This window comes from Vulcanococcus limneticus LL, from assembly GCF_002252705.1.
Lineage (GTDB): Bacteria > Cyanobacteriota > Cyanobacteriia > PCC-6307 > Cyanobiaceae > Vulcanococcus > Vulcanococcus limneticus.
Genome location: NZ_NQLA01000029.1, coordinates 1 through 23,272, shown reverse-complemented (window position 1 = coordinate 23,272; position 23,272 = coordinate 1). Strand labels below are relative to the sequence as shown.

Here is a 23,272-nt window from a genome sequence, read left to right as displayed (position 1 = left end):
CAACTGAGCAGCAGCGAAGCGCAGGGATTCGGCCGCAGGATCACCAGAGGCCGCGAACGGGCTCCTGCACGGGGGCCGGCGCCGAGGTGGTGCGGATAACGGCGGCGGCATCAGCCACCTGGTTGGCCTGGATGCAGGCCGGCAGGAACACATACCAGGAGAGCAGGGAGGTGCACTGGGCCTCGCCCACGCACTTGCCCTCGGCGCAGACGTTCTGCTTGCCGTCGTAGGTGTTGCAGGTGTCAGCCAGCCGGAAGTCGGTCGGCAGGGCGGCCAGGATGCCGGCAGAGGAGATCTGGCCGTCGCGGGCGTCGGCAATGATCGCCGAACGCAGACCCTGCACCGCGTAGGTGGAAAGCGTCCAGTAGGGGAAGTAGCTGCGGGTCTGATTCTTCAGGAACTTCACCCCGGCGTCGGAGTAGAGGAAGCGGGACACGCCCACCAGATCCACGCTGTAGGTCTTGTTGAAGCCGGTGCGGATCTCGTTGGCGGTCCAACCGGAGCGGGAGATGCCACTGGCCAGGCCCCGATCGGTGATCGCGCCGGTCTTGAGGAAGGTATTGATCGCTGCCTGATCGGTGGACCACACGGCACCGCCGGTGTTCCATCGAATGGGCAGGTCATTGTCGACAGCCGCAGAGGCCGGCAGGGCAACGGCAGTGAGAGCCGCGCCAGCGAAGAGGCCAGCAGCGAGACGCTTCAGCACGGGTGAGTAGGGAACTCGTCAATCGCAAACTAGGCAGCAAGCTCCCAGTTGCCAACGTGTTGGCAAGCGGACGTGCCGATCGTCACAAGAACTGCCCCAGTCGGACAGGACAGGGCAGGCGCGAGCCAGCCACGCCCTAGAAGGAGCCCCCCGCAGCCACCGCGCGCCGTCCGGGGGCGGCCAAGGGCAGGTCCCACCAGCCCGGCGGGCAGCCGAGCCGTCCGCCCCGCAGCGGGAAGGGCCCCGGCTCGCCCCGGCCGGCGCAGGCCACCCCGCGCGGCACGTTCTCCACGGCCTCCACCCGGGCCACATAGCGCTCATCCCCCTCGTCGGGCACAAGCGTGAGCTGCACCCACTCGCCCTCGCTACGTAGCACCGGCTCCATATCCTCCGGCGCCTCGACGCCGAGCACATCGAGATAGCCGCTGAAGCCACCCCAGAAGTAGCGAGTGATCTGGCCACCCACGAAACGGCTCAGTACCGCCGAGGCCCGCTCGCGGGACTCCTGGGCCGACTCCTGCCCCTCCAGATCCGAGAGCAGGCGATCGGTGCCGGCACCGGGGCGACTCGCCAGGGGCGGCGCCAGGGGCAGCTGCACCAGACCGGCCAGGCCGATCAGGGCCAGCACCGACATCAGGCTGAGGCGCAGGGCAAGGGCCATGGCGGGCGGCGATGGAAGGGCTGCCAGTCGAGGCGACCCTAGGCCCAGAGTCCTGAGCCGACAGCCTCGCCCACGGCAGCGCAGAGCCAGCCGTCGCGTTCCCGGCAGAGGCACTCGGGGCTGAGGCCTTCGCACAGCTGCAGCAGGACGCCGCGCTCCCGGTCCCAGTGCCAGTGGCGCAGGTCGCTGGCCAGGCTCGAGCCGCGCCACTTGATCGCCGCCTCCTTGCGCACCCAGCTCTCCAGCACCGCCCGCCGCCGGCGGGCCTCCGGCAGCTGGAGCAGCTGCGCCAGCTCGGCGGCGGGGTAGAAGCGGCGCGCCAGGGTGAGCCCGTCCAGCCGACGGTCCGCCGCCTCCAGATCCACGCCGATTGGCCGCGGCGACCAGGCCAGCAGCAGGCGGTCGCGACTGTGGCTGAGGCTGAGGTAGCCCCAGCCGGCGGCCAGCCGCGGCGGCTCCCCGGGGGGGCTCAGCAGGGGCAGGTCGCGGGGATCCCCACCCAGCAGGGCCGCCAGCTGGCGGCGCACCAGGGCACGGCTGGTGGCGTAACGGGCCCGCAGGGGGATGGAGAGGGCGCCACACCAGGTGCGCTCCTGGCCGCTCAACGGCAGGGCTCCGCGCGGGGCCGTCAGGGGCAGCAGCCAGAAGTGGGGAACGGCGGGCAGCGCGGCGATCGGGACTCCCCCTAGGCTCGCGCCCATTGTCTCCAACGCACCGCTATGGCCCTGCAGATCGGCGATGCCGCACCCCTGTTCACCCTGCCGGACCAGAACGGCAAGGACGTGAGCCTGAGCGACTTCCGCGGCACCCGGGTGGTGCTCTACTTCTATCCCAAGGACGACACCCCGGGCTGCACCAAGGAGGCCTGCAACTTCCGCGACCAGTGGGGTGCCTTCGAGCAGCACGGCATCCAGGTTCTCGGCATCAGCAAGGACGGTGCCGCCAGCCACGCCAAGTTCATTGCCAAGTACAGCCTGCCCTTCACCCTGCTCACCGATGCCGAGCCCTGCCCGGTGGCCGAGAGCTACGGCAGCTACGGCCTCAAGAAGTTCATGGGCCGCGAGTACATGGGCATGATGCGCCACACCTTCGTGGTGGATGGCGAAGGCAAGATCGAAAAGATCTACCTGAAGGTGAAGGCCGAGACCATGGCCGACGACATCCTGGGCGAGCTGGGGCTGAGCTGAGGCGCTCACTCAGGCCCAGCTCCCGCACCTCAGCCGACGTCCAGCGCGGTTCCCGCCAGTCCCGTCAGGGCGGCCAAGGCCTCCAGACACAGCTCGGGGGCCCAGCGCACCGGCAGACCCTGCCGCTGCAACAGCGGCAGCAACGCGCCGGCGTCGCCGCCAGTGAGCCAGAGGCTCCAGGGGGCCACGGCCGGCTCTGCGGGCAAGCCAGCGCTGGGCCCTGAGGCCGGATCGCCAGGTCCGTTGGTCAGCGCCACATCCCGCCAGGCCGCCGCGATGGCCGCGGCCGCCGCCTCCAGGCAGCCCCGCGCCATCGCCGCCGCCGTCTCCCTTGGCCAGGGATCCGGGGGCAGCGCCAACGCCCCGCCCAGCGCCAGCTCGGGGAGCAGGTGGGTGCCGGCCGCCAGGCTGCGCAGCTGCAGGCCCACCCCCGCCAGCAGCCGCCCCCCGGCAAACGCACCGGCGCCATCCACCCGCGAGAGGCTCAGGGCCGTGCCGGCATCGGCCACCAGCACGCCGCCGCGATCGCCCTCCGGCTGTTGCTGCCAGGCCCACCAGCCGGCCAGGGCCCGATCGATTCCCAGCCAGGGCGGGGCCGCCGCCAGGGGCACCTGCTCCAGGCCGATCCGCCGCTCGGTCGGCAACCCCGCCGCAGCCGGCACGGCCCCCACGGCCGCCCAGCCGACCAACTCACCCGGCGCGCCGATCGCGGTGCCAGGCGGAAGGTGCCAGCAACGCAGGCCCCCAGCGCCATCGGGCTCGGCCCAGTGCCAGCGAGAGTTGCCCAGCAGCAGCACCCGCCCGACCGGAGCCGCCCCAGCGGCGGGGCCGGCCTGCGCCACTCAGATCCCCTCGCCGCCCACCCCGGGCAGGTGGATGCCGCACTCCTGCTTGAGGCCGCCGAAGCGGGTGGCGCGACCACTGGCACTGCCGTCGTCGGGCCCGCTCGAGTGCCAGTCGCCCACGGTCGAGTAGCCCTGCTCAAACAGGGGGTGCTGGGGCAGGTCGTGCTCCTGCAGGTAATAGAAGACGTCCTTGCTGGTCCAATCCAGCAGCGGCCGCAGCGCCCAGCGGCCGCGCACCCGCTGCAGCGGCTCCATCGCCTTGCGGTGCTCGGTCTGGCGGCCGCGAACGCCGCTGGCCCAGCAACGGACCTGCAGATCCACCAGGGCGCGGTCGAGGGGCTCCACCTTGCGGATGCGGTGGTAGAGCTCCAGGTCTTCGACGCGACCGGTGCTCCAGAGCTGGCCGTGCAGGGCCTCCATCCGCGCCGGGCTCATCGTGGCCTGCACCGGCTGGATGTTGAGGCTGAGCAGCCCCATCAGCGTCTCGGCGTACTGATAAGTCTCGGGGGGCAGGTAGCCGGTGTCGACCCAGATGATCGGCACCGCGGCGCCCAGCCGGCTGGCCATGTGCAGCAGCACCGCTGACTGGATGCCGAAGCTGGTGGTCAGGGCGAAACCGTCGCCGAAGGTCGCCAGGCCCCAGCGCAGGCGGCCCTGGGCATCGGCCGCGCTCAGCTCCAGGCAGGCGCTGTCGAGGTCGAAGCCGGCGGTCGTCGTCGTCATGGCGTCCATCTTCCCCTGCCGGTGGGTCTGGTTAGGGTTCGGCCAGTACCCCCCGGCCCCGGTCCGGCACCGTCGCCCATGCCAGCTGCTGCACCGGTCGTGATCGTTGGTGGCGGCTTCGGGGGCCTGAGCACGGCCCTGAACCTCTCGGCGCGGCAGGGCCATCCGCCGCTGCTGCTGATCGAGCCCCAGGAGCGCTTTCTGTTCCTGCCCCTGCTCTATGAATTGCTGAGCGGCGAGCTGCGCCGCTGGCAGATCGCCCCCCGCTACGACCAGTTGCTGGCCGGCCGGGGCGTGGCCTGGCTGCAGGAGCGGGTCACGGGCATCGACACCGGCGCCCGCCACCTGCAGACCAGTGGCGGCCGCACGCTCGCCTACAGCCGGCTGGTGCTGGCCACCGGCGGCCGGCCCGAGACCTACGGGGTGCCCGGGGTGAAGGAGCACGCCCTCGGCTTCCGCAGCCTGGCGGATGTCGAGCGGCTGCAGGCCCTGGTGCGCCAGCTCAAGGGCCAGGCCCGGCCCCTGCAGCGGCTGGTGGTGGTGGGGGCCGGTGCCAGCGGCGTGGAGTTGATCTGCAAGCTGGCAGACCTGCTGGAGGGCTCCACCGTGCTGGAGCTGGTGGAGCAAGGGCCCGATCTGCTGCCGCTCTCCAAGTCGTTCAACCGCGACCAGGCGCGCCTGGCCCTGCAGCGCCGCGACATCCGCCTGCGCACCGGCACCCGGGTCGAGGCGGTGCAGGCCGATGGCGTCAGCCTCTCGCGGGCCGGCACTGCCGGCGAGCGCCAGCGGGAGCAGCTCAGGGCCGATGGGGTGATCTGGACCGGCGGGGTGGCGGGGGCCGTGCCGTCGATCACGCCAGCCCCCAGCCTCGATCCCCGCGGCCGCCTGCACTGCAGCGCTGAGCTGCAGGTGGAGGGGCTGCCGGAGCTGTTCGCCCTGGGGGATGCGGCGGTCGGTCCGGCCCCCGCGGGCGACGAGGATGGCAGCGGGCCCGCCGGGCCGGCCTGGCCCGCCACCGCCCAGGTGGCCTTTCAGCAGGCCGAGCGGGTGGCGGACAACGTGCTGCGCTCCCTGGCCGCTGAGCCGCTGCAGCCCTTCCAGTGGAATGACCTGGGCGAGATGCTGGGCCTGGGCATCGGCCAGGCGACCCTCACGGGCCTGGGGCTGACCCTGGCCGGACCGGGGGCCGAGCGACTGCGGCGTCTGGCCTACCTGGCCCGGCTGCCGGGGCTGCCCCACCAGCTGCGGGTAGCGGCCGGCTGGCTGGCGGCGGGGGGCTGAGGCCGTGGCACCCCGGGGCCTGCTGCTCGATGCCATGGGCACCCTGATCGGCCTGCGCCGCTCGGTGGGCGCGGTCTACAGCGAGCTGGCGGCCAGCCACGGCCTCGCCGTGGACGCCGGCGCCCTGGATCGGGTGTTCCCAGCCGTCTACCGCCAGGCCCCACCGCTGGCCTTTCCTGGCCTGGAGGGACCTGAGCTGCTGGCGGCGGAGCGGGGCTGGTGGGGCGAGCGGATCGCCGAGGTCTTCGCGGCCTGCGGCCAGGCGGAGCCCCTGCCGCCCCAGCTCGCCGGCGAGCTGTTCGACCGCTTCGCCGAGCCGGATCTGTGGCACGCCTACGCCGACGTGGCCGGCCCCCTGGAGACATGGCGCCAGCGCGGCCTCAAGCTTGCGGTGGTCAGCAACTTCGACCAACGCCTCCCGGGTCTGCTGAAGGGCCTCGGTATCGCCAGCGCCTTTGAGGTGGTGGTGGTATCGAGCGCGGCGGGGGCCGCCAAGCCGGATCCACGGCCGTTTCAGCTGGCCCTGGAGGCCCTGGGCCTGGAGCCAGGTGCGGTCTGGCATGTGGGCGACAGCCCCGAGGATGAGGCCGGCGCCCGGGCCGCCGGGGTGCGGCCCCTGCTGATCCGCCGGCCCCGACCGGCGATCCCGCCTCCCCATGGGGCCGGCGAGCCATGAAGCAGACCGCCCTGCTGGGCCGCACCGCCGGCCTGCGCCCCTCGGCGCTGCGGCGGCTGGAGCGGCTGGCGCACCGGCGCCACCCCGAGGCCGATGGCGCCGACCTGCTGACCCTGCAGCGCCTGGCGGCCGAGAGCCGCGAGCTGGAGCTGCCCCTGAGCCTGGTGCTCGACGGCCGCGGCCTCTGCCGACTGCTGTGGGTGGGGCCGCTGGAGCAGTCCGGCCGGCTGCTGGAGCGGCTGCCGGGCGGCCCGCGCCGGGCTGGCGGCAGCCTGCGGCTGATCACCTGCGTGGGCCGCGCCAAGCAGCTGGAGCCCCAGGGGGGCGAGGCGGTGGTGGGGCTGGATCTGCAGCCGCGGCTGTGGCTGCGCTACGGCGACAGCCCCGGCGGCGGGGGCCGCTGGCAGGCCGGGGCCTACGGCCCCGGGGCCGATCCGCAGCACCCCTGGTCCTGCCTGCTGCAGGGCGAGCTCGACGCCCTGTGCGACTACAGCCCAGCCGAACCGGAGGCCCCAGCAGCGAGCGCCAGCCGGACCACCCCCGGGGTGGAGCGGGTGCTGCTGCTGGTGCTCAGCCCGGCGGATCCGCAGGAGGCCCAGCGCCAGGTGGCCGAACTGGAGGGGCTGGTGCGCAGCGCCGCCGCCGCCCCGGTGGGGCTGGTGATGCAGCGCCACGGCCAGGGTTCACCGCAGACGGTCTGGGGCGAGGGCAAGCTGCGCGAGGCCGCCCTGGAGGCCCGGCGCCTCGGCGCCACCCTGGTGGTGACGGACCGGGAACTCACCCCCGCCCAGGCCCGCAACCTGGAGCGGCTGCTGGATCTGCCGGTGAGCGACCGCAGTGAGCTGATCCTCGACATCTTTGCCCAGCGGGCCGCCAGCGGAGCCGGGCGGCTGCAGGTGGAGCTGGCCCAGCTGCGCTACCGACTGCCGCGCCTCACCGGCCGGGGCCTGAGCCTCTCGCGCCAGGGGGGCGGCATCGGCACCCGCGGCCCCGGCGAGACCCAGCTCGAGAAGGACCGACGCGCCATCGCCCGCCGCATCGACAAGCTGCAGCGCGACGTGCAGAAGCTCAGCGCCCACCGGGCACGGATCCGCGGCAGCCGCGGCGGCCAGCGGCGCCTGGCCCTGGTGGGCTACACCAACGCCGGCAAGAGCTCCCTGCTCAATGCCCTCAGCAGGCCGGCGGAGGGGCAGGCGGTGCTGGCGGAAAACAAGCTGTTCGCCACCCTCGATCCCACCACCCGCCGCATCAGCCGCCCCGATCCGGCCGGCGGTCCGCCCCAGACCCTGCTGCTCACTGACACCGTGGGCTTCATCCGCGACCTGCCGCCGCCGCTGCTGGAGGCCTTCCGCTCCACCCTGGAGGAAACCCTTGAGGCCGACCTGCTGCTGCTGGTGGTGGACCTCTCCGATCCGGGCTGGGCGGAGCAGGTGACGACCGTGCACGCCATCCTCGATTCGCTGGAGAGCACGGCCCCGCGCCGGCTGCTGGGCAACCAGATCGACCGCTGCTCCGCCGCGGCCCTGGAGCAGGCCCGGCAGCTGGATCCCGAGGTGCTGTTCGTCTCCGCCACTGCAGGGCTGGGGCTGCAGCACCTGCGCGACTGGCTGTTCCAGGCTCCGCCAGGAACAAAACAGACCGTGTAGCGATCGCCACATGGGGAGGTCCGGCACACAGCGACGGGCCTGGCTGGCATGGCAGCATCACTGCCGTTGGTTACCCGTACGCCCGACCCGGCCATGGCACTGCTTCTCGGCGATACCGTTCCCGATTTCACCCAGGACTCGCAGCTGGGCCCCATCAGCTTCTACGACTGGGCCGGCGACAGCTGGGTCGTGCTGTTCTCCCACCCCGCCGACTACACCCCGGTCTGCACCACCGAGCTGGGTGAAGTGTCGCGCCTGCGCCCCGAGTGGGAGAAGCGCAACGTCAAGACCATCGCCCTGAGCGTGGACACGGCCGAGAGCCACAAGGGCTGGATCAACGACATCAACGAGACCCAGCACACCAACGTCGACTACCCGATCCTCGCGGATGCCGACAAGAAGGTGAGCGATCTCTACACCCTGATCCACCCCAACGCCCTCAACAACCTCACGGTGCGCTCGGTGTTCATCATCGACCCGAACAAAAAACTGCGTCTGCAGATCACCTACCCCGCCAGCACTGGCCGCAACTTCGATGAGATCCTGCGGGTGATCGATTCCCTGCAGCTCACCGAGTACCACCAGGTGGCCACCCCGGTGAACTGGAAGGACGGCGACGACGTGGTGGTGGTGCCCTCGATCTCCACCGAGGACGCCCGCGCCAAGTTCCCCAAGGGCGTCACCGAGATCAAGCCCTACCTGCGCACCACCCCCCAACCCAACAAGTGAGCGGCGCCCCAAGGGGCGTCTGCAGATCCGGGCCCTCGGGCTGAACCACAGCCCCCAGCCTCAGGCCTGGGGGCTTTTTGCTGGCCAGCTCCTATAACCGGCCCCAACAGGGCAAGGCGCCATGCGGGTTCTGGGTCTGATGAGCGGCACCAGCGCCGATGGCGTGGATGCGGTACTGGTCCAGTTCGACGGCCCGCCGCAGCGGCCCCGCTGGCGCCTGCTCGCCAGTGCCGCCAGCCCCTACCCCGATGGGCTGCGCCGCCAGGTGATCGCCGTCGGTCAGGGGGAGCGCATACCAGCCGCCGACCTGTTGGAGCTGGCCGAGGCCGTCACCGAGGCCCAGGCTGAGGCGGCACGGCGCTGTGATCCGGATGGCCGTGCCCAACTGGTGGGCTGCCACGGCCAGACCCTCTGGCACCGTCCCCCCGCGCAGGGGCGACGCGGCGCCAGCTGGCAGCTGCTGCAGGGTCCGCTGCTGGCCCATCTGCTGAACATCCCCGTGGTGTACAACTTCCGCGCCGCCGATCTGGCCCTGGGCGGTCAGGGGGCGCCGCTGGTGCCGGCGGCCGACGCCGCCCTGCTGCCACCGATCGGCGGCTGGCGCGCCCTGCTCAACCTGGGGGGCATCGCCAACCTCACCCTGCTGCCACCCGCCAGCGGTCCCGATCGGGGGGCACCTGTGCTCGGCTGGGACTGCGGCCCTGGCAACACCCTGCTGGACCTGGCGGTGCAGCGGTTCAGCGGCGGCCGCCAGAGCTTCGATGCCGATGGGACCTGGGCCCGCCGCGGCCGGGTCGACGAGGCCCTGATCCAGCGCTGGCTGCAGGAGCCCTACCTGCAGCAGCGGCCGCCCAAGTCCACCGGCCGCGAGCTGTTCGGCGCCTCCGATCTGGAGCGGCGCCTCCGTGAGCTGGAGGCCGGCGCCACAGCCCGAGGCGGCGGAGCCGGCCCGCTGGAGCCCGCCGATGCACTGGCCAGCCTCACCGCCTTCAGCGCCGCGGTGGTAGCCCAGGACCTGGCCCAGACACCGACGACGCCGCTGGAGCTGCTTGTGGCTGGGGGCGGGTCCCGCAACGGGCTGCTGCTGGAGCAGTTGCGGCGCCGCTGCCGCGGCCTGTGGGTGCGGCCGTTGACGGAGCTGGGCATCGGCGCGAGCGAGCGCGAGGCCCTGGCCTTCGCCCTGCTGGCCTGGTGGCACCAGCTCGGCCATCCGGGCTCGCTGGCCTCGGTCACCGGGGCCCAGCGATCGGCCGTGCTGGGGGTGTGCGCCCGGCCGGGCTGAACCCAGCGCCCGGCCCGCCTGAACGCCGGCAGCCAGCCCGCGTCGAGGGCACGCAACTCACCGCACTCAGGCCCGCGGCCGCTGCAGCCGCAGGCGCCTGGGAGCCCCCCGCAGGCGGCGTGGCTCCTCCTGACCCTGCTGCTCCAGAACCGCCCGGAAGCCCCCGAGGCCGGCGACCGGCAGCTCAGACGGCCCCGTCCGCTGCTGGCGCTCGAAGCGGTCCAGCCCCTGCTGGATCAGCACCCGCGCCATGTTGCTCACCGTGCGCGCCTCCGCCTCGGCCATGGCCGCGAGGCGGTCACAGAGCTCCTCGGGCAGCACCACCTGGATCCGGGGCGACTTGGGCCGGCCGCTCGAGGAGGTCTGGCGGGTGGCCATGGAGCTGCAGAGGGCGGACCGGATACTCCGGAGTGTACCGAGGCTGTTGCGGATAGTATCCAGCAGTAAGGTAGCGGCAGTCCTGCCCTCCCCCGATGGCGACGTCCCCGTCTGCCGGGGCCCCGGCCCCCGGAAAGCGCCCGGCCAAGACACACCTGGAGCAACGCGCCCCGAAGAGCGCCGAAACGAGCGACGTGCTGGTTTCGGCCGTGATCAGCACCTACCTGCTGACCCACCTGCACCACGTGCTGCAACGGGCCGAATTCGGGGCCCAGCAGGAGGGGCGCACCACCCAGGCCGCCAACTACGCCGAGCTGCGCAAGGTGCTTTGCCTGGATGCCCGCAGCATGGAGCCCCCCGCAGCCGGCGGCGAGGCGAGCGACCAGCGGGCCGCCTGAGCGCCGCATCAACAAGCGCCACGAAGCGTCTCCAGCCCCAGGCGAGCTGCATAAGGTGACGCCAGAGCCCAAGCCCCGCCATGACCGCAGGCCATCCCTCCACCGGCGCCCCCTCGGATCAGGCCGCCCAGCTCGCCGCCCAGCTCTACGAGCGCATCAGCAGCGATCAGGCCCTGACCCAGGAGCTGTTCCGCCAGGCCCTGCAGGACCCCTCAGGCACCCTGGCCCGGATCGCCGCCCTCGGCGAGAGCTGGGGCCTGCCGGTGGACGTCGAGGCGATCCGGGCCCACATCGCGTCCCTCGATGACCCCGAGAGCAAACAGTGGCTGGTGAAGGCCCGCGGCGGTCTCTAGGGCTGCGAAGGGCGCCGGACTGGCGGAGTGGGTCGGCCGGGAGCGGCGGTCCTCCCCCATCCAGCTGAAGAACAGCCAGTAGCTCACGATCGCGAGGCCCGCGGCCGACACGAGGGCGGCCACCTGCTCCAACCGCTTCACCAGTTCAACGCGCTTGAGGCGCTCCGGGGATGTCACGCGGGGGCGGACCGGCGGCGAACCGGACGGATCGGAACGGCCAGTCTGCCGGCCAGGGGGGATGATGACCTTCTGCAACGGTTTGTGGCGGCCCTGACCATGCGGCGGCCCTGACCCCCAGGCCGCGATGCCGGCCTCCCCCTGCGGACCTGCCAGCCGGCAGGGTGGCCATCCTCCAGGCCCACCGACCGATCGCCCTACCGATACGACCCCCGTGCTCCGCCTCGAACGCGTCTCGAAGATCTACCCCACCGGCGAGGTTCTGCGGGATATCACCTGGGAGGTGAAGGCAGGCGATCGCATCGGCCTGGTGGGCGTGAATGGCGCCGGTAAGTCCACCCAGATGCGGATCATCGCCGGTCTGGAGGAGCCCACCAGCGGCCAGGTGGTGAAGCAGGGCGATCCCCGCATCGTGTATCTCCAGCAGGAGTTCGACGTGGACGTGCGCCGCACGGTGCGACAGGAACTGTTCCAGGCCTTCGGCGAGGCCGCCACCGTGCTCAACCGCCAGCGCGAGGTGGAGGAGGCGATGGCCAGCGAACAGGCCGCCAACGATCCCGACCACCTCGATGAACTGATCCACGAACTGGGCCGGCTACACAGTCGCTTCGAATCGCTGCACGGCTACGAACTCGATGCACGCATCGACAAGCTGCTGCCCACGATCGGCTTCACCTCCGAGGGCGCCGAGCTGTTGGTGGGCGACTACTCCGGCGGCTGGCAGATGCGCATCGCCCTGGGCAAGATCCTGCTGCAGGAGCCCGATCTGCTGCTGTTGGATGAGCCCACCAACCACCTGGATGTGGAGACGATCCAGTGGCTGGAGGACTACCTCTGCAAGCAGAGCGTGCCCCTGGTGGTGATCAGCCACGACAGGGCCTTCCTCGATCGGGTCTGCAACCAGATCGTGGAGACGGAGCGGGGCGTGTCGCGCTGCTACCTGGGCAACTACAGCCAGCACCTGGAGCAGAAGGCGCTCGAGCGCGAGGCCAGCCAGTCGGCCTTCGAGCGCCAGCAGAAGGAACTGGCCACCCAGCAGGCCTACATCGACCGCTTCCGCGCCAGCGCCACCCGCTCCACCCAGGCCAAGAGCCGCGAGAAGCTGCTCGACAAGGTGGAGCGGATCGAAGCGCCGATCGAGACCCTGGGCGGCCCCCGCTTCCAGTTCCCGCCGGCGCCCCGCAGCGGCCGCCAGATCGCGGTGATCGAGGAGCTCACCCACAGCTACGGCGACAAGATCCTGTTCCTCGAGGCCAACCTGGAGGTGGAGCGGGGCGACCGCATCGCCTTCGTAGGGCCCAACGGCGCCGGCAAATCCACCCTGCTGCGGCTGGTGATGGGCACGGAAATCCCCGACGAGGGCCGTGCCGCCCTGGGGGAGCACAACGTGATCGCCGGCTACTTCGAGCAGAACCAGGCCGAGGCCCTCGATCTCTCCAAGACCGTGATCGACACCCTGTTCGAGGCGGTACCCGACTGGACCCAGACCCAGGTGCGCTCGCTGCTGGGCAGCTTCTGCTTCAGCAACGACGCGGTGTTCAAGGAGGTGGGCAAGCTCAGCGGCGGCGAGAAGGCCCGCCTGGCCCTGGCCCTGATGCTGCTCAGCCCCTGCAACCTCCTGGTGCTGGATGAACCCACCAACCACCTCGACATCCCCGCCAAGCAGATGCTCGAGGACGCCCTGATGGAGTACGAGGGGGCGGCCCTGGTGGTGAGCCACGACCGCTATTTCATCTCGCGGGTGGCCAACAAGATCGTGGAGCTGCGCGACGGCGAGCTGGTGCTCTACCGCGGCGACTACGCCTATTTCCAGGAGAAGAAGGCCGAGGAGGCCGCTGAGGCGGAAGCGCAACGCCTGGCCGCCGAAGCCGAGGTCAAGCGCAAGGCCAACCGCGAGAAGCAGAAGGCCAAGGAGGCCGCCCGCAAGGCCGCCGCGGCCTGATCCCCCACGGGGGCCCAATCCCAGCCAGGACTGGCCCCAGACCAGGGCCGCACAAACAACTTCACAGAGCCCTAGGCAGGAAGACCCATTTCCCTGGACCCGCCCGCTGTGTCTGCATAGGCTGACATCACCAGCTTGCGCACCGGGCCATGGGCACCTTGTTTGGCTATTTCGCCGAGCCGTTCGCGTCCAACCCGGACCCTGGGCGCAACGACCTAGGCGGCTCGCATCCCAGCAACGACGCGGTGAGCACCTATTTCGAGTGCATCACCTCCTGCTCGATCGACGATGGCGAGTGCGTGACCCGCTGCGTGGAGATCCTGCGGGAGGAGGCCTGAGCCGGAGCGGGCGCGCCAGTGCGTGAAACCTGACAGAAACCACCTAGCCCGGTGGCGACGGATACGCGGTGACCAGAAACACTTCGTAGCGTTGGGACGGTTTCAGAGTCCGTCGCGTTGCCCGCCATGACAGAACCGCTCGCCCTCAGCCTCGGCCAGCAATTCGAGCTGGAGCGGATGAACCGCGTCATCGAGTCCACCGCCGACCTGGAAACCCTGCAGGGCCTGGCCAAGCAGCTGCTCCAGGCCTGGCAAAGCCAGAGGGCCGCCACCCAGTGGGTGATGCGGCAGCAGCTCAACGGCCCGCCCGGCTTCGGGGTGGATCCGGCGGCCCTGCTCTCGAACCTGCCGGAGCAGCCCGAGGGCCCCAGCTCAGCCGGGCATCAGGGCTGACAGATCCACCGGCACCACCTGCAGCTGCAGGGGCGCTCCGGCCCGGAGGACCCGCAGCTGCAGCGGCCGCCCCACACCGGAGCGCTCCACGATCTGGGTGAGCTGGGCTGGGCCGGTGACGGCCTCTCCACCCACGGCTGCAATCACGTCGCCCGCCTGAAGTCCTGCCCGGGCCGCCGGCCCTCCAGGCATCACCGTGCGCACAACGGCGCCACCGCCGCTGGCCACCCCCCCAGGTCCGCGCGTGGGTTCAAGCCCGACCCCGATCATGGCGTGGCTCACCTTGCCGGTACTGATCAGCTGCTGGGCGATGCCGCGGGCCCGGTTGATCGGGATTGCAAAACCCAGGCCCGCGCCAGGCCCCGAGCGCACCAGGGTGTTGATGCCCACCACCTCGCCGTTGGCGTTGAGCAGCGGTCCGCCGGAGTTGCCCGGGTTGATGGCGGCGTCGGTCTGAATCAGCTCCAGGCGCTTGTCGGTGATGCCGAGCTTGCTGGCGTTGCGGTTGATGCTGCTGACGATCCCCAGCGTGACCGTGTTGTCCAGGCCGAAGGGGTTGCCTACGGCGATGGCCCAGTCGCCCACCTGCACGCCATCGGAATTGCCCAGGGGCGCCACGGGCCAGGGACCGCCCCCCACAAGCCGCACCACCGCCAGATCGGTGAGGCGATCGAGGCCCACCACCTTGCCCTCGGTGCGTCGGCCGTCGGGCAGGCCCACGCTGACCCGGTCACTCTTTTCCACCACGTGGGCGTTGGTGAGGATCAGGCCATCGGCCTGGAAGATCACGCCGCTGCCCTGGCCCCGCTCGGTGCGCTGCGACGGCGGGGCCGCCAGGCCAGGACCCAGGCCAAAGAACTGGCGTAGGAAGGGATCCAGCAGCATCCCCTGGGGCACCCCACGGCCGCCGGGCACCACCACGGTGCGCTCGGTGTCGATGGTGACGACGGCCGGGCCGGTGCGGCGCACCGCTTCGGCCACGAACGACTGGCGCGACAGGGCGCTGGCCCCAGCGGCCGCCTGGGCGCGGGCGGGACGGACCAGGGCAGGGCTGCCGGCGGCCGTCACGGCAAGGGAGGAGGCCAGCAGCAGGGGCAGGGCCCGGCGAAGGGAAGCGACCATCAAGCCAACGGAAACGCTCGGTCAGGACCGTAGGAGCCCTCGCCGGCCAGGGGAAGCCCCGTGAAGGGGCCGGATCTCCGCCATCACCTCGGCCGGATCGGCGCGATGATGGCGACATCACAGCATCAGCCTCGCCACCGCCGCAGCCGTCCGCACTGCCGCCCCCCAGCTGCCTTCGCCTCCCCTGCCATGCCCGCGATCGTTTCCCAACTGCTGCCCCTGCTCTACGGGATCTGCTTTCTGGCACTGCTGTGGCAGGCGTTCAAGGTGATGAGCCGCGGCTATAGCGCCGTACCCCGCCCGGGGGATCGCCCCAGCCCGCCGACGGGCGATCGCACCGGCCGTCTCACCATCCACCCTGAGCTGCTGGATGCGGATGGAGAGCTGACCCGCGACGACCTGCTGACCGTGCGCTTTGGCGACGACAGCGAACAGAAGACCCGGCCGAACGAACCCGGCTGAACAGGCCAGCCCACCGGCCCCAAGCCAGCACCGGCGGGCCCGTGGGCTGTTACAAACGGTGCGTGCTTGAGAACTCGGCGGAGACAGACCCGTGGACCAAAGAACCCGAATCGTGGCTGCGGTGCTCAAGGCCCTCAAGCTGCCGCCCCGTTTCCGCCTCAAGCTGGTGAAGGAGGATCCGATCCGCCTGGAGCTGAGCATCACCCCGGCCTACGGCAAGGATCCGATTCTGGTGGGCCTGGTGGAATCCCAGGATCTGGTGGCCCGGCGCGACCGTGAGGGCCGCATCCCCCGCGATCTGCAGGGCACCTGGGACTGGACCGTGCGCCACGGCAAGGTGAGCACCGGCGGCTGGAACCCTTACCTCAAGGAAGCCCTGCAGACGATGTTCGAAACCGGCCTACCGGCCATCGTCTACGAAGAGACCACAGGCGAGGCCTACCACCCGGTGGACGGCGCCCGCCACGTGCGCTGAGGTCCTCTACCGCCAGGGCCCCGTGCTCCCCACTCCTCCCGGTTCAGCCACTCCCGATTCAGCCGCTCCCGATAAAGCCACTGCCCACTGAGCCACTGCCGACTGAGCCACTGCCGATCGAGCCGCTGCTTCCCCTGCTGGTGGAGCGGCTTCCCGCCGGCGGCACTTTGCTGCTGCAGGCTCCTCCCGGCGCCGGAAAGACAACCCGCGTGCCCCTGGCCCTACGGGAGGCCCTGGAGGCCCAGGGCGGCCCGGACCACGGCCGCATCCTGATGCTGGAGCCGCGGCGGCTGGCGGCCAAGGCGGCCGCCGAGCGGCTGGCCCAGGGCCTGGGGGAGCGGGTCGGGGAGCGGGTGGGCTACCGGGTGCGGCTGGAGGCCCGCACCTCAGCCGCCACCCGCATCGAGGTGCTCACCGACGGCCTGTTCCTGCGCCGCCTGCAGGCCGATCCGGCCCTGGAGGGGGTGGCCTGCGTGATCTTCGACGAATTCCACGAGCGGCGCAGCGAGGCCGACCTGGCCCTGGCCCTGCTGCGGGAGGCCCGCGGCGTGCTGGCCCCGGAGCTGCGGCTGCTGGTGATGTCGGCGACGCTGAACCTGCAGCCCCTGGCCGAACAGCTGCCCGAGGCGGGGCTGCTCACCAGCGAGGGCCGGGCCTTCCCGGTGGAGATCAGCCACCAGCTTCCCAGGGAGCGCGAATCCCTGGCCCAGCAGGTGGTGCGGGGGCTGGAGCAGCACTGGCTGGATCGCCGCGGCCCCGGCGAAACGGTGCTGGTGTTCCTGCCAGGGCAGCGGGAGATCCGCCACTGCCTCGACGCCATCGGCGCCACCGGCTGGGGAGCGGAACTGGAGCTCACACCGCTGCACGGCGACCTGCCGCTGGCGGCCCAGGGCCAGGCCATCGCCGCGGCCAGCAGCCCTGCCGGCAAGGTGGTGCTGGCCACGGCCATCGCCGAGAGCTCCCTCACCCTCGCGGGGGTGACCCTGGTGATCGACAGCGGCCTGAGCCGCCGCAGCCGCTTCGACCCCAACACCGGCATGGAAAGCCTGGTGACCTTTCCCGCCAGCCTGGCCAGCGCCGAGCAACGGGCTGGCCGGGCCGGTCGGCTGGGGCCAGGGCGCTGCCTGAGGCTCTGGTCGCCGGCGGAGCAGCAGCGCCGGCCGGCCTTCGATCCCCCCGAAATCCAGGAGGCGGATCCGGCCCCCCTGGTGCTGCAGCTCGCCCAGTGGGGCGCCGGCCTGGGGGAGACGCTGCCGTGGCTGGAGCCACCGCCGCGCGCTCACCTGCTGGAGGGGCAGGACCTGCTGCGCCAGCTGCAGGCGGTGGACGGGAGCGGCACCCTCACCACCCACGGCCGGGCCATGGCGGGGCTGGGCCTGCATCCGCGCCTGGCCCACCTGCTGCTGGGGGCCCGGGCCCTGCAAGAAACCCGCCTGGGCTGCGCCATCGCCGCCCTGCTGAGCGAGCGGGATCCCCTCAGCCGCGAGCAGGACGGCTGCGACCTGATGCGACGGCTGGACTGGCTGGAGCGGGGCGGGCGCGATCCAGGCCGCCAGCAGCTGCGGCGCCTGCAGGAGCAGCTGGAGCGGCAGCTCGCGGGCCTGCCGGAGCCGTTGGCGGCTCAGGGCCCCACGGCCCCTGGCCCAGTCCACGAGCCAGCGAGCAAGACCGCCAAACCGTCAGCGGCCTCCCGCCCCCACGCCGACCCCACGGCGGCCGCCCGGCTGGTGGCCCTGGCCTACCCGGAGCGGGTGGCCCTGCTGCGACCCGAAGGGCAGGGCCGGTACCTGCTGCGGAGTGGCCGCGGCGCCCAACTGCACCCCAGTGATCCCCTGCTGGGCAGCGAGGTGTTGGCGATTGCCCGGGCCGATGGCGCCGGTGCCGACTGCCGCATCGCCCTGGCCCTGCCCCTCGATCGCGGCAGCCTCGAAGCCCTGGCGACTGAGGCCGGCGAGGAGCGGCAGCTGGTGGGCTGGGATCCGCGACAGCAGCGGGTGCGCTGCGAGCAGGAGCTACGACTGGGAGCCCTGGTGCTGGAACGGCGCCCCTGGCCCGAGGCCCCGGCCCAGGCCGTACAGACAGCGCTGCTGGAGGGGCTGGCCAGCGCTGGGCTGGCGCTGCTGCCCTGGTGCAGCGCCAGCCGCCAGCTGCAGCGGCGCCTGCAGCTGGCGCACATCCACCTGGGCGACCCCTGGCCCGATCGCAGCGAGGCGGCCCTTCTGGCGACCCTGGAGGCCTGGCTGGGGGACCAACTGGCAGGCCTGCGCAGCGCCGCCGACCTGCAGCGCCTGAACCTGGTGGAAGCCCTCTGGAGCGGCCTGGCCTGGGACCAGCGCCGGCAGCTGGATGTGCTTCTGCCGGAGGCGATCCCAATCCCGTCCGGCCGGCAGGCCCGCCTGGATTACGGCGACGGCGAGCCGGTGCTGGCGGTGAAACTGCAGGAGCTGTTCGGGCTGGCGGAGGGGCCCAGCGTGCTGCAGGGGCGCCTGCCGGTGACGGTGCACCTGCTCTCCCCCGCCGGCCGGCCGGCCGCCATCACCCGGGATCTGGCCGGTTTCTGGCAGGGGGCCTACCGCCAGGTGCGCGCCGAGCTGCGCGGCCGCTACCCGCGCCACCCCTGGCCAGAGGATCCGGCCAACGCCCAGGCCACGGCCCTCACCAACCGCCGCCTCCAGCAGCAGGACGGCTCCGTGGGCTGAAGCCGCGGGCTTGGGCGGCAGGCGCCATCAGCCCCTCAGCCGCAGCCTCAGGGGAGCAGGTGGCCGTAGCCGAAGTGGGCCAGGCCCTCGGCGATGCCCGCACAGCCCTGCGCCCGCGCCCGATACACCATGGGGAGTCGCGGCAGCGCCGCCACCAGATCGGGCTCGGCATTGCCAACCATCACCCCCGCCAGGCCGGTCTCGAACATGGCCAGGTCGTTGAGGCTGTCGCCGGCCGTCACCACCTGGCGACCATCGAGCTCCAGCCACTCCAGCAGGGCCAGCAGGGTGGAGCCCTTGTTCACCCCCGGCGGCAGCACGTCAAAGTAGCGATCGCCCGAGAGGACGCAGTCGGCCCCGGCGGCCTCCAGCCTGGCGATCAGGCCCCGATCGAACACCTCCACATCCACCAGATAGGCCAGGCGGCGGTTGGTGGCCCTGGGTTGCAGCGTCAATCCGGGCTGGCCCTGAAGCAGGGGTTCCAGCCGTTCCTGCAGCCCCTGCCAGCGGGCCTCGATCGGCTCCAGGGCCAGGGGAAGCGGCTCCAGGCTGCGGCCGCAGGCAACGGTACAACCCACATCGCCGATCACCAGATGGGGCGGGTGCAGGCCCGTGGGCTCATCCTGCTCCAGCACCTCGGCGATCGACTCCAGCGACCGGCCGGTGCTGAAGACGTGCAGCACCTGGTCCCGGCGCGAGGCCAACCAGGCATAGAAGCGGCGCCGCTCCTCCCGTTCCCCCTCCAGCAGGGTGCCATCCAGATCGGTGACCAACACCAGCTCGGGGCGCTCGGGCAGGGGGGCAGCGAGCTGGGCCTGGAGGCGCTGGCGGGGGCTCGTGATGGTGTGGGCGGCGGATGGGGCTCCTTGCGTAGGCCAGATCCCACCGGCCCGTCAAGCCGGTGCGAACCCGGCCACGCGATCGAGGTCTGCCCCTTTAGCCCGAACCGTTCAGGCGGACAGCGCCAGCAGCCACCCCAGGGCAGCCCGCCTCGAGCGCGGCCGGGCGTCAGCAAGACTGGCCCGACCCGAGAGTGCCAGCCCTGGCCCTGCCCTACCCCAAGAACCGCCGCGACGGCGCCCGCCTGCTCAGCAGCGCCCTGGTGATCACCAGCATCGGCCTGATCGCCCACAACCCCGCCGGCTGGAGCGTCGCTGGGCTGGGGGGCCTGGTGAGCCTCTACTGCTGGAGCCGCTACCGCCGCCTTGAGCGCTGAGTCCGGCCTCCCCCGCTACGGCGTCGCCGAGCTGAACCAGGCGATCGGCACGCTGCTGGAGCGGGGCTTCGCCCCCCGTTTCCTGCTGGATGCCACGGTGTCGCGGCCCCAGCTGAAGAAGGGGCACCTCTGGCTCACCCTGGTGGACGACCAGGCCTCGATCTCGGCGGTGGTCTGGGCATCGCAGCTGGCCAAGCTGTCCCACCGGCCCGCCGAGGGCGACGGGGTGGTGGTGGTGGGGCGACTCAACTTCTGGGCCGCCCGCGCCAACCTCTGCGTGCAGGTGCTGGACCTGCGCCCCAGCCTGAGCGCCGTGCTGCGCCGCTTCGAGCAGGTACGCCAGGCCCTGGAACCGGAGGGGCTGTTCGCGCCGGAGCGCAAGCAGCCGCTGCCCCAGATGCCGGCCGCCATCGCCCTGCTCACCAGCGTGCCCAGCTCCGCCCTGGCCGACATGCTGCGCACGGCCGCCGAGCGCTGGCCCTCCACCCGCATCCACGTGGTGCCGATTCCCGTGCAGGGGGCGGTGGAGGCGCAGATCTGCCAGGTCCTCACCAGCGTGATCCTGCAGGCTGAAGGGCTGAGCCTCGAAGCGGTGGTGCTGGCCCGCGGCGGCGGCAGCCGAGAGGATCTGGCCGTGTTCGACGGCGAAGAGCTGGCCCGGCTGATTGCAGCCTGCCCGCTGCCCGTCGTCACCGGCCTGGGGCATGAGGACGACACCACCATCGCCGATCTGGTGGCCGATTACCGGGCGGCGACGCCCACAGCGGCCATCGTGGCGCTGCTGCCCGAGCGGAGCTCCATCGGCCTGGCCCTGGGACAGATCCGCGCCCACCTGGGCCAGCTGGTGGCCCTGCGCCTGCAGGCGGAGCGCCAGTGCCAGCGGGGCCGCCTGGAGCAACTGGATCGCTGCCATCCCAGCCGGCTGTTGCAGGAGCGACGCCGGGAGCTGGGCCACCGCCTGGAGTTGCTTGGGGCGCTCTCGCCCCAGCGGCTGCTCGAGCGGGGCTTTGCGCTGGTGCGTGGGGAGTCGGGCCAGCTGGTGCGCTCGGTGGGCCAGCTCCACGCGGGCGACAGCCTGCAGGTCGAGCTGGCGGATGGCAGCATCGGGGCCCAGGTCACCGCGGTACGGCCCAGCCCCCCGGGGTCCTGAGCCGCCGCTGCGGCCAGCCCGATCCACCCGTCCCGAATCTGTGGCCGATCCCCGCCTCGAAGACACCGCCGACGCCGAAGACGGGCTCGCCGCTTCCAGCGCCGCAGGGGACAGCCGCAGACCCGCCTCCGCCAAGCCGCGCCGGACACGCGGTGCCGCCAAAGCGGAGGCTGCACCCAGCCAAACGGGCCGAGTGCCAGGGGGAAGGGCCGCTGCGGCGGGCCCACCATCCCCGCGCCAGGGGGCAGCCGCCACCGAAGACTCGCTGGCGGACATCTCCCGGCTCAGCTACCAGGAGGCCCGCACCGCCCTGGAGCTGGCCCTGGCCAAGCTGCAGTCCAGCGAGCTGGAGGTGGAGGACATGGCGGGGCTGTACCGGCGTGCCCAGGCCTATGCCGAGCGCTGCGAGACGGTGCTGCAGCAGGTGGAGCAAGACGTGATCGAATGGGACCCCCAGACCCTCGCCCCCCCAGCGCCATGACTGCCCCGTCAGGGCCCGCGAACGGCCGCACCGGAACGCTTCCCGATCCCCGTCTGGCCTGGCTCTACCTAGCGCTGGCGATCGCCGGGGCCGTGCTGCCCTGGCTGGCGAACCTGGAGTTCATCCGCCTATCCGGCAACGCCTTTGATCTGGCCCTGTTCGTGGCCCAGGCCAATGCCAACCCGGCCGCCCAGTCGCTCTCCCGCGACCTGCTGGTGAGTGCGTCAGCGGTGACGATCTGGATGGTGGTGGAGAGCCGCCGCTTGGGCATGCGCCACCTCTGGCTGGTATTGCTGAGCTCGGTGACCTTAGCCTTCGCCTGCGCAGCCCCGCTTTTCCTGTTCCTGCGGGAGCGCCGCCTGGCCGAGCTGCAGCGCCAGGAACTAGGGACAACGCTCTGAGGGCGCAGCGGCAACCCTGATCAGGCAACGCCTAGTCGTCATCCACCACCTGGGCCACCACATCGATCGTGGCATCGCTGGCCGTCACCTCGGGATGGTTGGTGCTGGCCGCCGGAGTTCCGGAAGAATCCAGAGCAGAACCACAAGCAGGGCAGACCGATTGGCCGAAACTCACGGTGCCGCAGGCCAGGCAAGTGGTCATACGACGCTTGACCAGTTGCCAGGCCACCAGGCCTGCGCCGGCCAGCAGCAGCGGTCCCACCACTACCAGCAGGGTGACGCCCTCCAGGACGTCGATGAACAGACGACCTGCCAGGCCCGGGGCCAGCAGCAGGAACGCGGCCAGGGCAATCCAGAGCCAGGGGATGGGCCGCTGCATCAGCGCTTGAAGCGGGGATCCGATTCCATCCAGCGCTCCAGGGCGGCGAGGCCCTCAATGCCAGCCCAGCCGCAGAACACAGCCGCCAGCACCAACGCCGCCACCAGACCCACCGTCACCAGAACCGGCACCAGCGCCAGGGTGGCCATCGTGATCAACACGAGGGCGCCGACACCTGTGGCCAGAAGCAGCAGGCTGGCCGGCAGGGGCCGAATCGAGGGAATCAGCTTGCCCAAGACAGAACAGCGGCTCTCCTCATCCTGCAGCCTTGGGCGGCTCCGGACCCGAGTGCCAGGGTGTGGATCGCCCCCCCACGCCCTGGCGACTGAGCACCACGCTGACAGCCATGCCGTAGTACACGATCAAGCCCACCAACCACACCCATAGGGTCAGCACGAGCACGCCACCGATCACGCCGTAGGCCTGGAAGCGATTGCTCAGGGAGAGCAGGCTGCGTCCCAGGGCCAGGTTGAGTCCCGTTAGCGCGGTACCAATCAGCAGGGCACCAGGGATCAGCGGGCGCAGGGGGATGGGACGTGACGGCAACACCCGGAGCAACGCCAAGGCGAGCAGCCAGGCAATCAACAGGGACAGGAGCAGATCCACCACAACGGGGAGTGGAATCCAGAGGTGAAAGCCAGGCGGCAGCCAAACCGATAGGGCGGCCCGCCAGGTGCCGGCACTGAGAAAACGAAAATTGGTCAGCAGTTGATCCAGCACGATCAACAGCCCGATTAACAACACCAAGCCGAAGGCCTTGATCCGAAGTCGAACAAAGCGCCAGACCAGGGTCAACCAGGGCAGCGGCTGCACCGGCACTGGACGGAAGCCCCAAAGCCTGTCAGCCCCTCGGTGCAAGCTCAAGTAGGCATTGCTTGCAGTGACGAAGAGAAACAGCACGCCAACCACTCCCGCACCCACCCCTTGGCGCACCAACTTGACAAGGGTCGAGCCCACCAGCGGCACTACGGCCGGGGGCAACACTTGATCTGCCCAGGCGAGAATGTCGTCAATCAATCCGTCCTGCCGACCCAACAGGCGACTGCCCACACCCAGGGCAATCAACAGAATCGGGAAGAAGGACTGGAGGCTGTGGTAGGCAAACGCAGCACTGAGATCGATGCAGTCCTCCCGGTCCCAGAGGCGATAGGCCCACCAGCCGATCTTCACGG

Annotated in this window: 29 protein-coding genes; 18 read left to right on the top strand and 11 right to left on the bottom strand. The window is 71.5% G+C overall.

Features of this window, described 5'->3' with window-relative positions; all coding sequences use genetic code 11:
* Positions 1–40: 40 nt before the first annotated feature.
* From CJZ98_RS11775 to CJZ98_RS11765, 3 genes are all read right to left on the bottom strand, one after another.
* Positions 41–706 carry an alpha/beta hydrolase gene (locus tag CJZ98_RS11775; RefSeq protein WP_094591329.1) on the bottom strand — a complete coding sequence of 222 codons (666 nt, stop codon included), beginning with the start codon at positions 704–706 and terminating at the stop codon, positions 41–43.
* 136 nt (positions 707–842) lie between these two features.
* A complete protein-coding gene (locus CJZ98_RS11770) occupies positions 843–1,367 on the bottom strand; it encodes a hypothetical protein (protein WP_094591328.1) in 525 nt (174 codons plus the stop codon).
* Between the two features lie 38 nt (positions 1,368–1,405).
* Complete coding sequence (locus CJZ98_RS11765) at positions 1,406–2,068, bottom strand: 4'-phosphopantetheinyl transferase family protein (RefSeq protein ID WP_094591327.1); 663 nt, start codon at positions 2,066–2,068, stop codon at positions 1,406–1,408.
* Between the two features lie 18 nt (positions 2,069–2,086).
* Between CJZ98_RS11765 and bcp the strand changes: the two genes are divergently transcribed.
* Positions 2,087–2,554 carry a thioredoxin-dependent thiol peroxidase gene (gene bcp / locus CJZ98_RS11760; RefSeq protein ID WP_094591326.1) on the top strand — a complete coding sequence of 156 codons (468 nt, stop codon included), beginning with the start codon at positions 2,087–2,089 and terminating at the stop codon, positions 2,552–2,554.
* Between the two features lie 29 nt (positions 2,555–2,583).
* Here the strand turns inward: bcp and CJZ98_RS11755 are convergent, their stop codons facing one another.
* Both CJZ98_RS11755 and CJZ98_RS11750 read right to left on the bottom strand, forming a co-directional pair.
* Positions 2,584–3,396 carry a type III pantothenate kinase gene (locus CJZ98_RS11755; protein ID WP_094591325.1) on the bottom strand — a complete coding sequence of 271 codons (813 nt, stop codon included), beginning with the start codon at positions 3,394–3,396 and terminating at the stop codon, positions 2,584–2,586.
* Positions 3,397–4,122, bottom strand: a complete 726-nt coding sequence (locus CJZ98_RS11750) for a phosphoadenylyl-sulfate reductase (RefSeq protein WP_232756429.1) — start codon at positions 4,120–4,122, stop codon at positions 3,397–3,399.
* Between the two features lie 78 nt (positions 4,123–4,200).
* Between CJZ98_RS11750 and CJZ98_RS11745 the strand changes: the two genes are divergently transcribed.
* The 5 genes from CJZ98_RS11745 (at position 4,201) to CJZ98_RS11730 (ending at position 9,736) form a co-directional block, all read left to right on the top strand.
* Positions 4,201–5,403 (top strand): NAD(P)/FAD-dependent oxidoreductase, encoded by a 1,203-nt coding sequence (locus tag CJZ98_RS11745; protein ID WP_094591323.1) that lies wholly within the window; start codon positions 4,201–4,203, stop codon positions 5,401–5,403.
* 4 nt (positions 5,404–5,407) lie between these two features.
* Positions 5,408–6,079 carry an HAD-IA family hydrolase gene (locus tag CJZ98_RS11740; protein ID WP_232756428.1) on the top strand — a complete coding sequence of 224 codons (672 nt, stop codon included), beginning with the start codon at positions 5,408–5,410 and terminating at the stop codon, positions 6,077–6,079.
* A complete protein-coding gene (gene hflX, locus CJZ98_RS11735) occupies positions 6,076–7,725 on the top strand; it encodes a GTPase HflX (protein ID WP_232756427.1) in 1,650 nt (549 codons plus the stop codon). The genes CJZ98_RS11740 and hflX overlap by 4 nt, the downstream gene beginning before the upstream one ends.
* Positions 7,726–7,818: 93 nt before the next feature.
* On the top strand, positions 7,819–8,454 hold the full coding sequence (locus CJZ98_RS19110; RefSeq protein ID WP_232756426.1) for a peroxiredoxin: 636 nt from the start codon (positions 7,819–7,821) through the stop codon (positions 8,452–8,454).
* A 121-nt stretch (positions 8,455–8,575) separates the two neighbouring features.
* Positions 8,576–9,736 (top strand): anhydro-N-acetylmuramic acid kinase, encoded by a 1,161-nt coding sequence (locus tag CJZ98_RS11730; RefSeq protein WP_094591322.1) that lies wholly within the window; start codon positions 8,576–8,578, stop codon positions 9,734–9,736.
* Positions 9,737–9,802: 66 nt separating this feature from the next.
* Here the strand turns inward: CJZ98_RS11730 and CJZ98_RS11725 are convergent, their stop codons facing one another.
* Positions 9,803–10,114 carry a ribbon-helix-helix domain-containing protein gene (locus tag CJZ98_RS11725; protein ID WP_094591321.1) on the bottom strand — a complete coding sequence of 104 codons (312 nt, stop codon included), beginning with the start codon at positions 10,112–10,114 and terminating at the stop codon, positions 9,803–9,805.
* Between the two features lie 95 nt (positions 10,115–10,209).
* On the opposite strand from CJZ98_RS11725, the gene CJZ98_RS11720 reads away from it, so the two are divergent.
* From CJZ98_RS11720 to CJZ98_RS11700, 5 genes are all read left to right on the top strand, one after another.
* Positions 10,210–10,512, top strand: a complete 303-nt coding sequence (locus CJZ98_RS11720; RefSeq protein WP_094591320.1) for a hypothetical protein — start codon at positions 10,210–10,212, stop codon at positions 10,510–10,512.
* 80 nt (positions 10,513–10,592) lie between these two features.
* Entirely contained in the window at positions 10,593–10,865 is a 273-nt protein-coding gene (locus tag CJZ98_RS11715; protein WP_094591319.1) for a hypothetical protein, read from the top strand.
* A 391-nt stretch (positions 10,866–11,256) separates the two neighbouring features.
* Positions 11,257–12,984 carry an ABC-F family ATP-binding cassette domain-containing protein gene (locus CJZ98_RS11710; protein WP_094591318.1) on the top strand — a complete coding sequence of 576 codons (1,728 nt, stop codon included), beginning with the start codon at positions 11,257–11,259 and terminating at the stop codon, positions 12,982–12,984.
* A 149-nt stretch (positions 12,985–13,133) separates the two neighbouring features.
* Entirely contained in the window at positions 13,134–13,322 is a 189-nt protein-coding gene (locus tag CJZ98_RS11705) for a hypothetical protein (RefSeq protein WP_094591317.1), read from the top strand.
* Between the two features lie 126 nt (positions 13,323–13,448).
* Entirely contained in the window at positions 13,449–13,715 is a 267-nt protein-coding gene (locus CJZ98_RS11700; protein ID WP_094591316.1) for a hypothetical protein, read from the top strand.
* On the opposite strand, the gene CJZ98_RS11695 is transcribed toward CJZ98_RS11700, so the two are convergent.
* Positions 13,695–14,837 (bottom strand): trypsin-like peptidase domain-containing protein, encoded by a 1,143-nt coding sequence (locus CJZ98_RS11695; protein ID WP_094591315.1) that lies wholly within the window; start codon positions 14,835–14,837, stop codon positions 13,695–13,697. The two genes, CJZ98_RS11700 and CJZ98_RS11695, sit on opposite strands and share 21 nt — an antisense overlap.
* Before the next feature lie 189 nt (positions 14,838–15,026).
* Between CJZ98_RS11695 and CJZ98_RS11690 the strand changes: the two genes are divergently transcribed.
* The 3 genes from CJZ98_RS11690 to hrpB all read left to right on the top strand — a co-directional run bounded on the left by CJZ98_RS11690 (position 15,027) and on the right by hrpB (position 18,473).
* Entirely contained in the window at positions 15,027–15,299 is a 273-nt protein-coding gene (locus CJZ98_RS11690) for a DUF2973 domain-containing protein (RefSeq protein WP_094591314.1), read from the top strand.
* A gap of 91 nt (positions 15,300–15,390) precedes the next feature.
* A complete protein-coding gene (locus CJZ98_RS11685; protein WP_094591313.1) occupies positions 15,391–15,774 on the top strand; it encodes a hypothetical protein in 384 nt (127 codons plus the stop codon).
* A gap of 140 nt (positions 15,775–15,914) precedes the next feature.
* Complete coding sequence (gene hrpB, locus CJZ98_RS11680) at positions 15,915–18,473, top strand: ATP-dependent helicase HrpB (RefSeq protein ID WP_232756425.1); 2,559 nt, start codon at positions 15,915–15,917, stop codon at positions 18,471–18,473.
* Positions 18,474–18,520: 47 nt separating this feature from the next.
* Here hrpB and CJZ98_RS11675 read toward each other — a convergent pair whose 3' ends face one another.
* Positions 18,521–19,249 carry an HAD family hydrolase gene (locus CJZ98_RS11675; RefSeq protein WP_232756424.1) on the bottom strand — a complete coding sequence of 243 codons (729 nt, stop codon included), beginning with the start codon at positions 19,247–19,249 and terminating at the stop codon, positions 18,521–18,523.
* Positions 19,250–19,506: 257 nt separating this feature from the next.
* Between CJZ98_RS11675 and CJZ98_RS11670 the strand changes: the two genes are divergently transcribed.
* From CJZ98_RS11670 to CJZ98_RS11655, 4 genes are read left to right on the top strand one after another with little or no spacing between them, the layout of a single operon-like run.
* On the top strand, positions 19,507–19,689 hold the full coding sequence (locus CJZ98_RS11670) for a hypothetical protein (RefSeq protein WP_094591310.1): 183 nt from the start codon (positions 19,507–19,509) through the stop codon (positions 19,687–19,689).
* Entirely contained in the window at positions 19,679–20,839 is a 1,161-nt protein-coding gene (xseA, locus tag CJZ98_RS11665; protein ID WP_094591309.1) for an exodeoxyribonuclease VII large subunit, read from the top strand. Before CJZ98_RS11670 ends, xseA begins: the two co-directional genes overlap by 11 nt.
* Before the next feature lie 40 nt (positions 20,840–20,879).
* On the top strand, positions 20,880–21,320 hold the full coding sequence (gene xseB / locus CJZ98_RS11660; RefSeq protein ID WP_232756423.1) for an exodeoxyribonuclease VII small subunit: 441 nt from the start codon (positions 20,880–20,882) through the stop codon (positions 21,318–21,320).
* The gene (locus CJZ98_RS11655; RefSeq protein ID WP_094591307.1) at positions 21,317–21,721 is read left to right on the top strand and encodes a DUF2834 domain-containing protein; all 405 of its coding nucleotides are present in this window, start codon (positions 21,317–21,319) and stop codon (positions 21,719–21,721) included. Before xseB ends, CJZ98_RS11655 begins: the two co-directional genes overlap by 4 nt.
* Before the next feature lie 31 nt (positions 21,722–21,752).
* Here the strand turns inward: CJZ98_RS11655 and CJZ98_RS11650 are convergent, their stop codons facing one another.
* Genes CJZ98_RS11650 through CJZ98_RS11640 form a run of 3 tightly spaced genes read right to left on the bottom strand, consistent with a single transcriptional unit; the run spans position 21,753 to position 23,270 of the window.
* Positions 21,753–22,100 carry a hypothetical protein gene (locus tag CJZ98_RS11650; RefSeq protein WP_094591306.1) on the bottom strand — a complete coding sequence of 116 codons (348 nt, stop codon included), beginning with the start codon at positions 22,098–22,100 and terminating at the stop codon, positions 21,753–21,755.
* Entirely contained in the window at positions 22,100–22,336 is a 237-nt protein-coding gene (locus CJZ98_RS11645; RefSeq protein ID WP_094591305.1) for a glypican, read from the bottom strand. The genes CJZ98_RS11650 and CJZ98_RS11645 overlap by 1 nt, the downstream gene beginning before the upstream one ends.
* 19 nt (positions 22,337–22,355) lie before the next feature.
* A complete protein-coding gene (locus tag CJZ98_RS11640) occupies positions 22,356–23,270 on the bottom strand; it encodes a YihY/virulence factor BrkB family protein (RefSeq protein ID WP_094591304.1) in 915 nt (304 codons plus the stop codon).
* Between the last annotated feature and the right edge of the window lie 2 nt (positions 23,271–23,272).

Excerpts from the sequence above, each read along its gene's own strand:
- CJZ98_RS11770 (WP_094591328.1), bottom strand. The coding sequence starts at position 1,367 with ATGGCCCTTGCCCTGCGCCTCAGCCTGATGTCGGTGCTGGCCCTGATC.
- CJZ98_RS11765 (WP_094591327.1), bottom strand. The coding sequence starts at position 2,068 with ATGGGCGCGAGCCTAGGGGGAGTCCCGATCGCCGCGCTGCCCGCCGTT.
- bcp (WP_094591326.1), top strand. The coding sequence starts at position 2,087 with ATGGCCCTGCAGATCGGCGATGCCGCACCCCTGTTCACCCTGCCGGAC.
- CJZ98_RS11750 (WP_232756429.1), bottom strand. The coding sequence starts at position 4,122 with ATGACGACGACGACCGCCGGCTTCGACCTCGACAGCGCCTGCCTGGAG.
- CJZ98_RS11745 (WP_094591323.1), top strand. The coding sequence starts at position 4,201 with ATGCCAGCTGCTGCACCGGTCGTGATCGTTGGTGGCGGCTTCGGGGGC.
- hflX (WP_232756427.1), top strand. The coding sequence starts at position 6,076 with ATGAAGCAGACCGCCCTGCTGGGCCGCACCGCCGGCCTGCGCCCCTCG.
- CJZ98_RS19110 (WP_232756426.1), top strand. The coding sequence starts at position 7,819 with ATGGCACTGCTTCTCGGCGATACCGTTCCCGATTTCACCCAGGACTCG.
- CJZ98_RS11730 (WP_094591322.1), top strand. The coding sequence starts at position 8,576 with ATGCGGGTTCTGGGTCTGATGAGCGGCACCAGCGCCGATGGCGTGGAT.
- CJZ98_RS11725 (WP_094591321.1), bottom strand. The coding sequence starts at position 10,114 with ATGGCCACCCGCCAGACCTCCTCGAGCGGCCGGCCCAAGTCGCCCCGG.
- CJZ98_RS11720 (WP_094591320.1), top strand. The coding sequence starts at position 10,210 with ATGGCGACGTCCCCGTCTGCCGGGGCCCCGGCCCCCGGAAAGCGCCCG.
- CJZ98_RS11715 (WP_094591319.1), top strand. The coding sequence starts at position 10,593 with ATGACCGCAGGCCATCCCTCCACCGGCGCCCCCTCGGATCAGGCCGCC.
- CJZ98_RS11705 (WP_094591317.1), top strand. The coding sequence starts at position 13,134 with ATGGGCACCTTGTTTGGCTATTTCGCCGAGCCGTTCGCGTCCAACCCG.
- CJZ98_RS11700 (WP_094591316.1), top strand. The coding sequence starts at position 13,449 with ATGACAGAACCGCTCGCCCTCAGCCTCGGCCAGCAATTCGAGCTGGAG.
- CJZ98_RS11695 (WP_094591315.1), bottom strand. The coding sequence starts at position 14,837 with ATGGTCGCTTCCCTTCGCCGGGCCCTGCCCCTGCTGCTGGCCTCCTCC.
- CJZ98_RS11690 (WP_094591314.1), top strand. The coding sequence starts at position 15,027 with ATGCCCGCGATCGTTTCCCAACTGCTGCCCCTGCTCTACGGGATCTGC.
- CJZ98_RS11655 (WP_094591307.1), top strand. The coding sequence starts at position 21,317 with ATGACTGCCCCGTCAGGGCCCGCGAACGGCCGCACCGGAACGCTTCCC.
- CJZ98_RS11650 (WP_094591306.1), bottom strand. The coding sequence starts at position 22,100 with ATGCAGCGGCCCATCCCCTGGCTCTGGATTGCCCTGGCCGCGTTCCTG.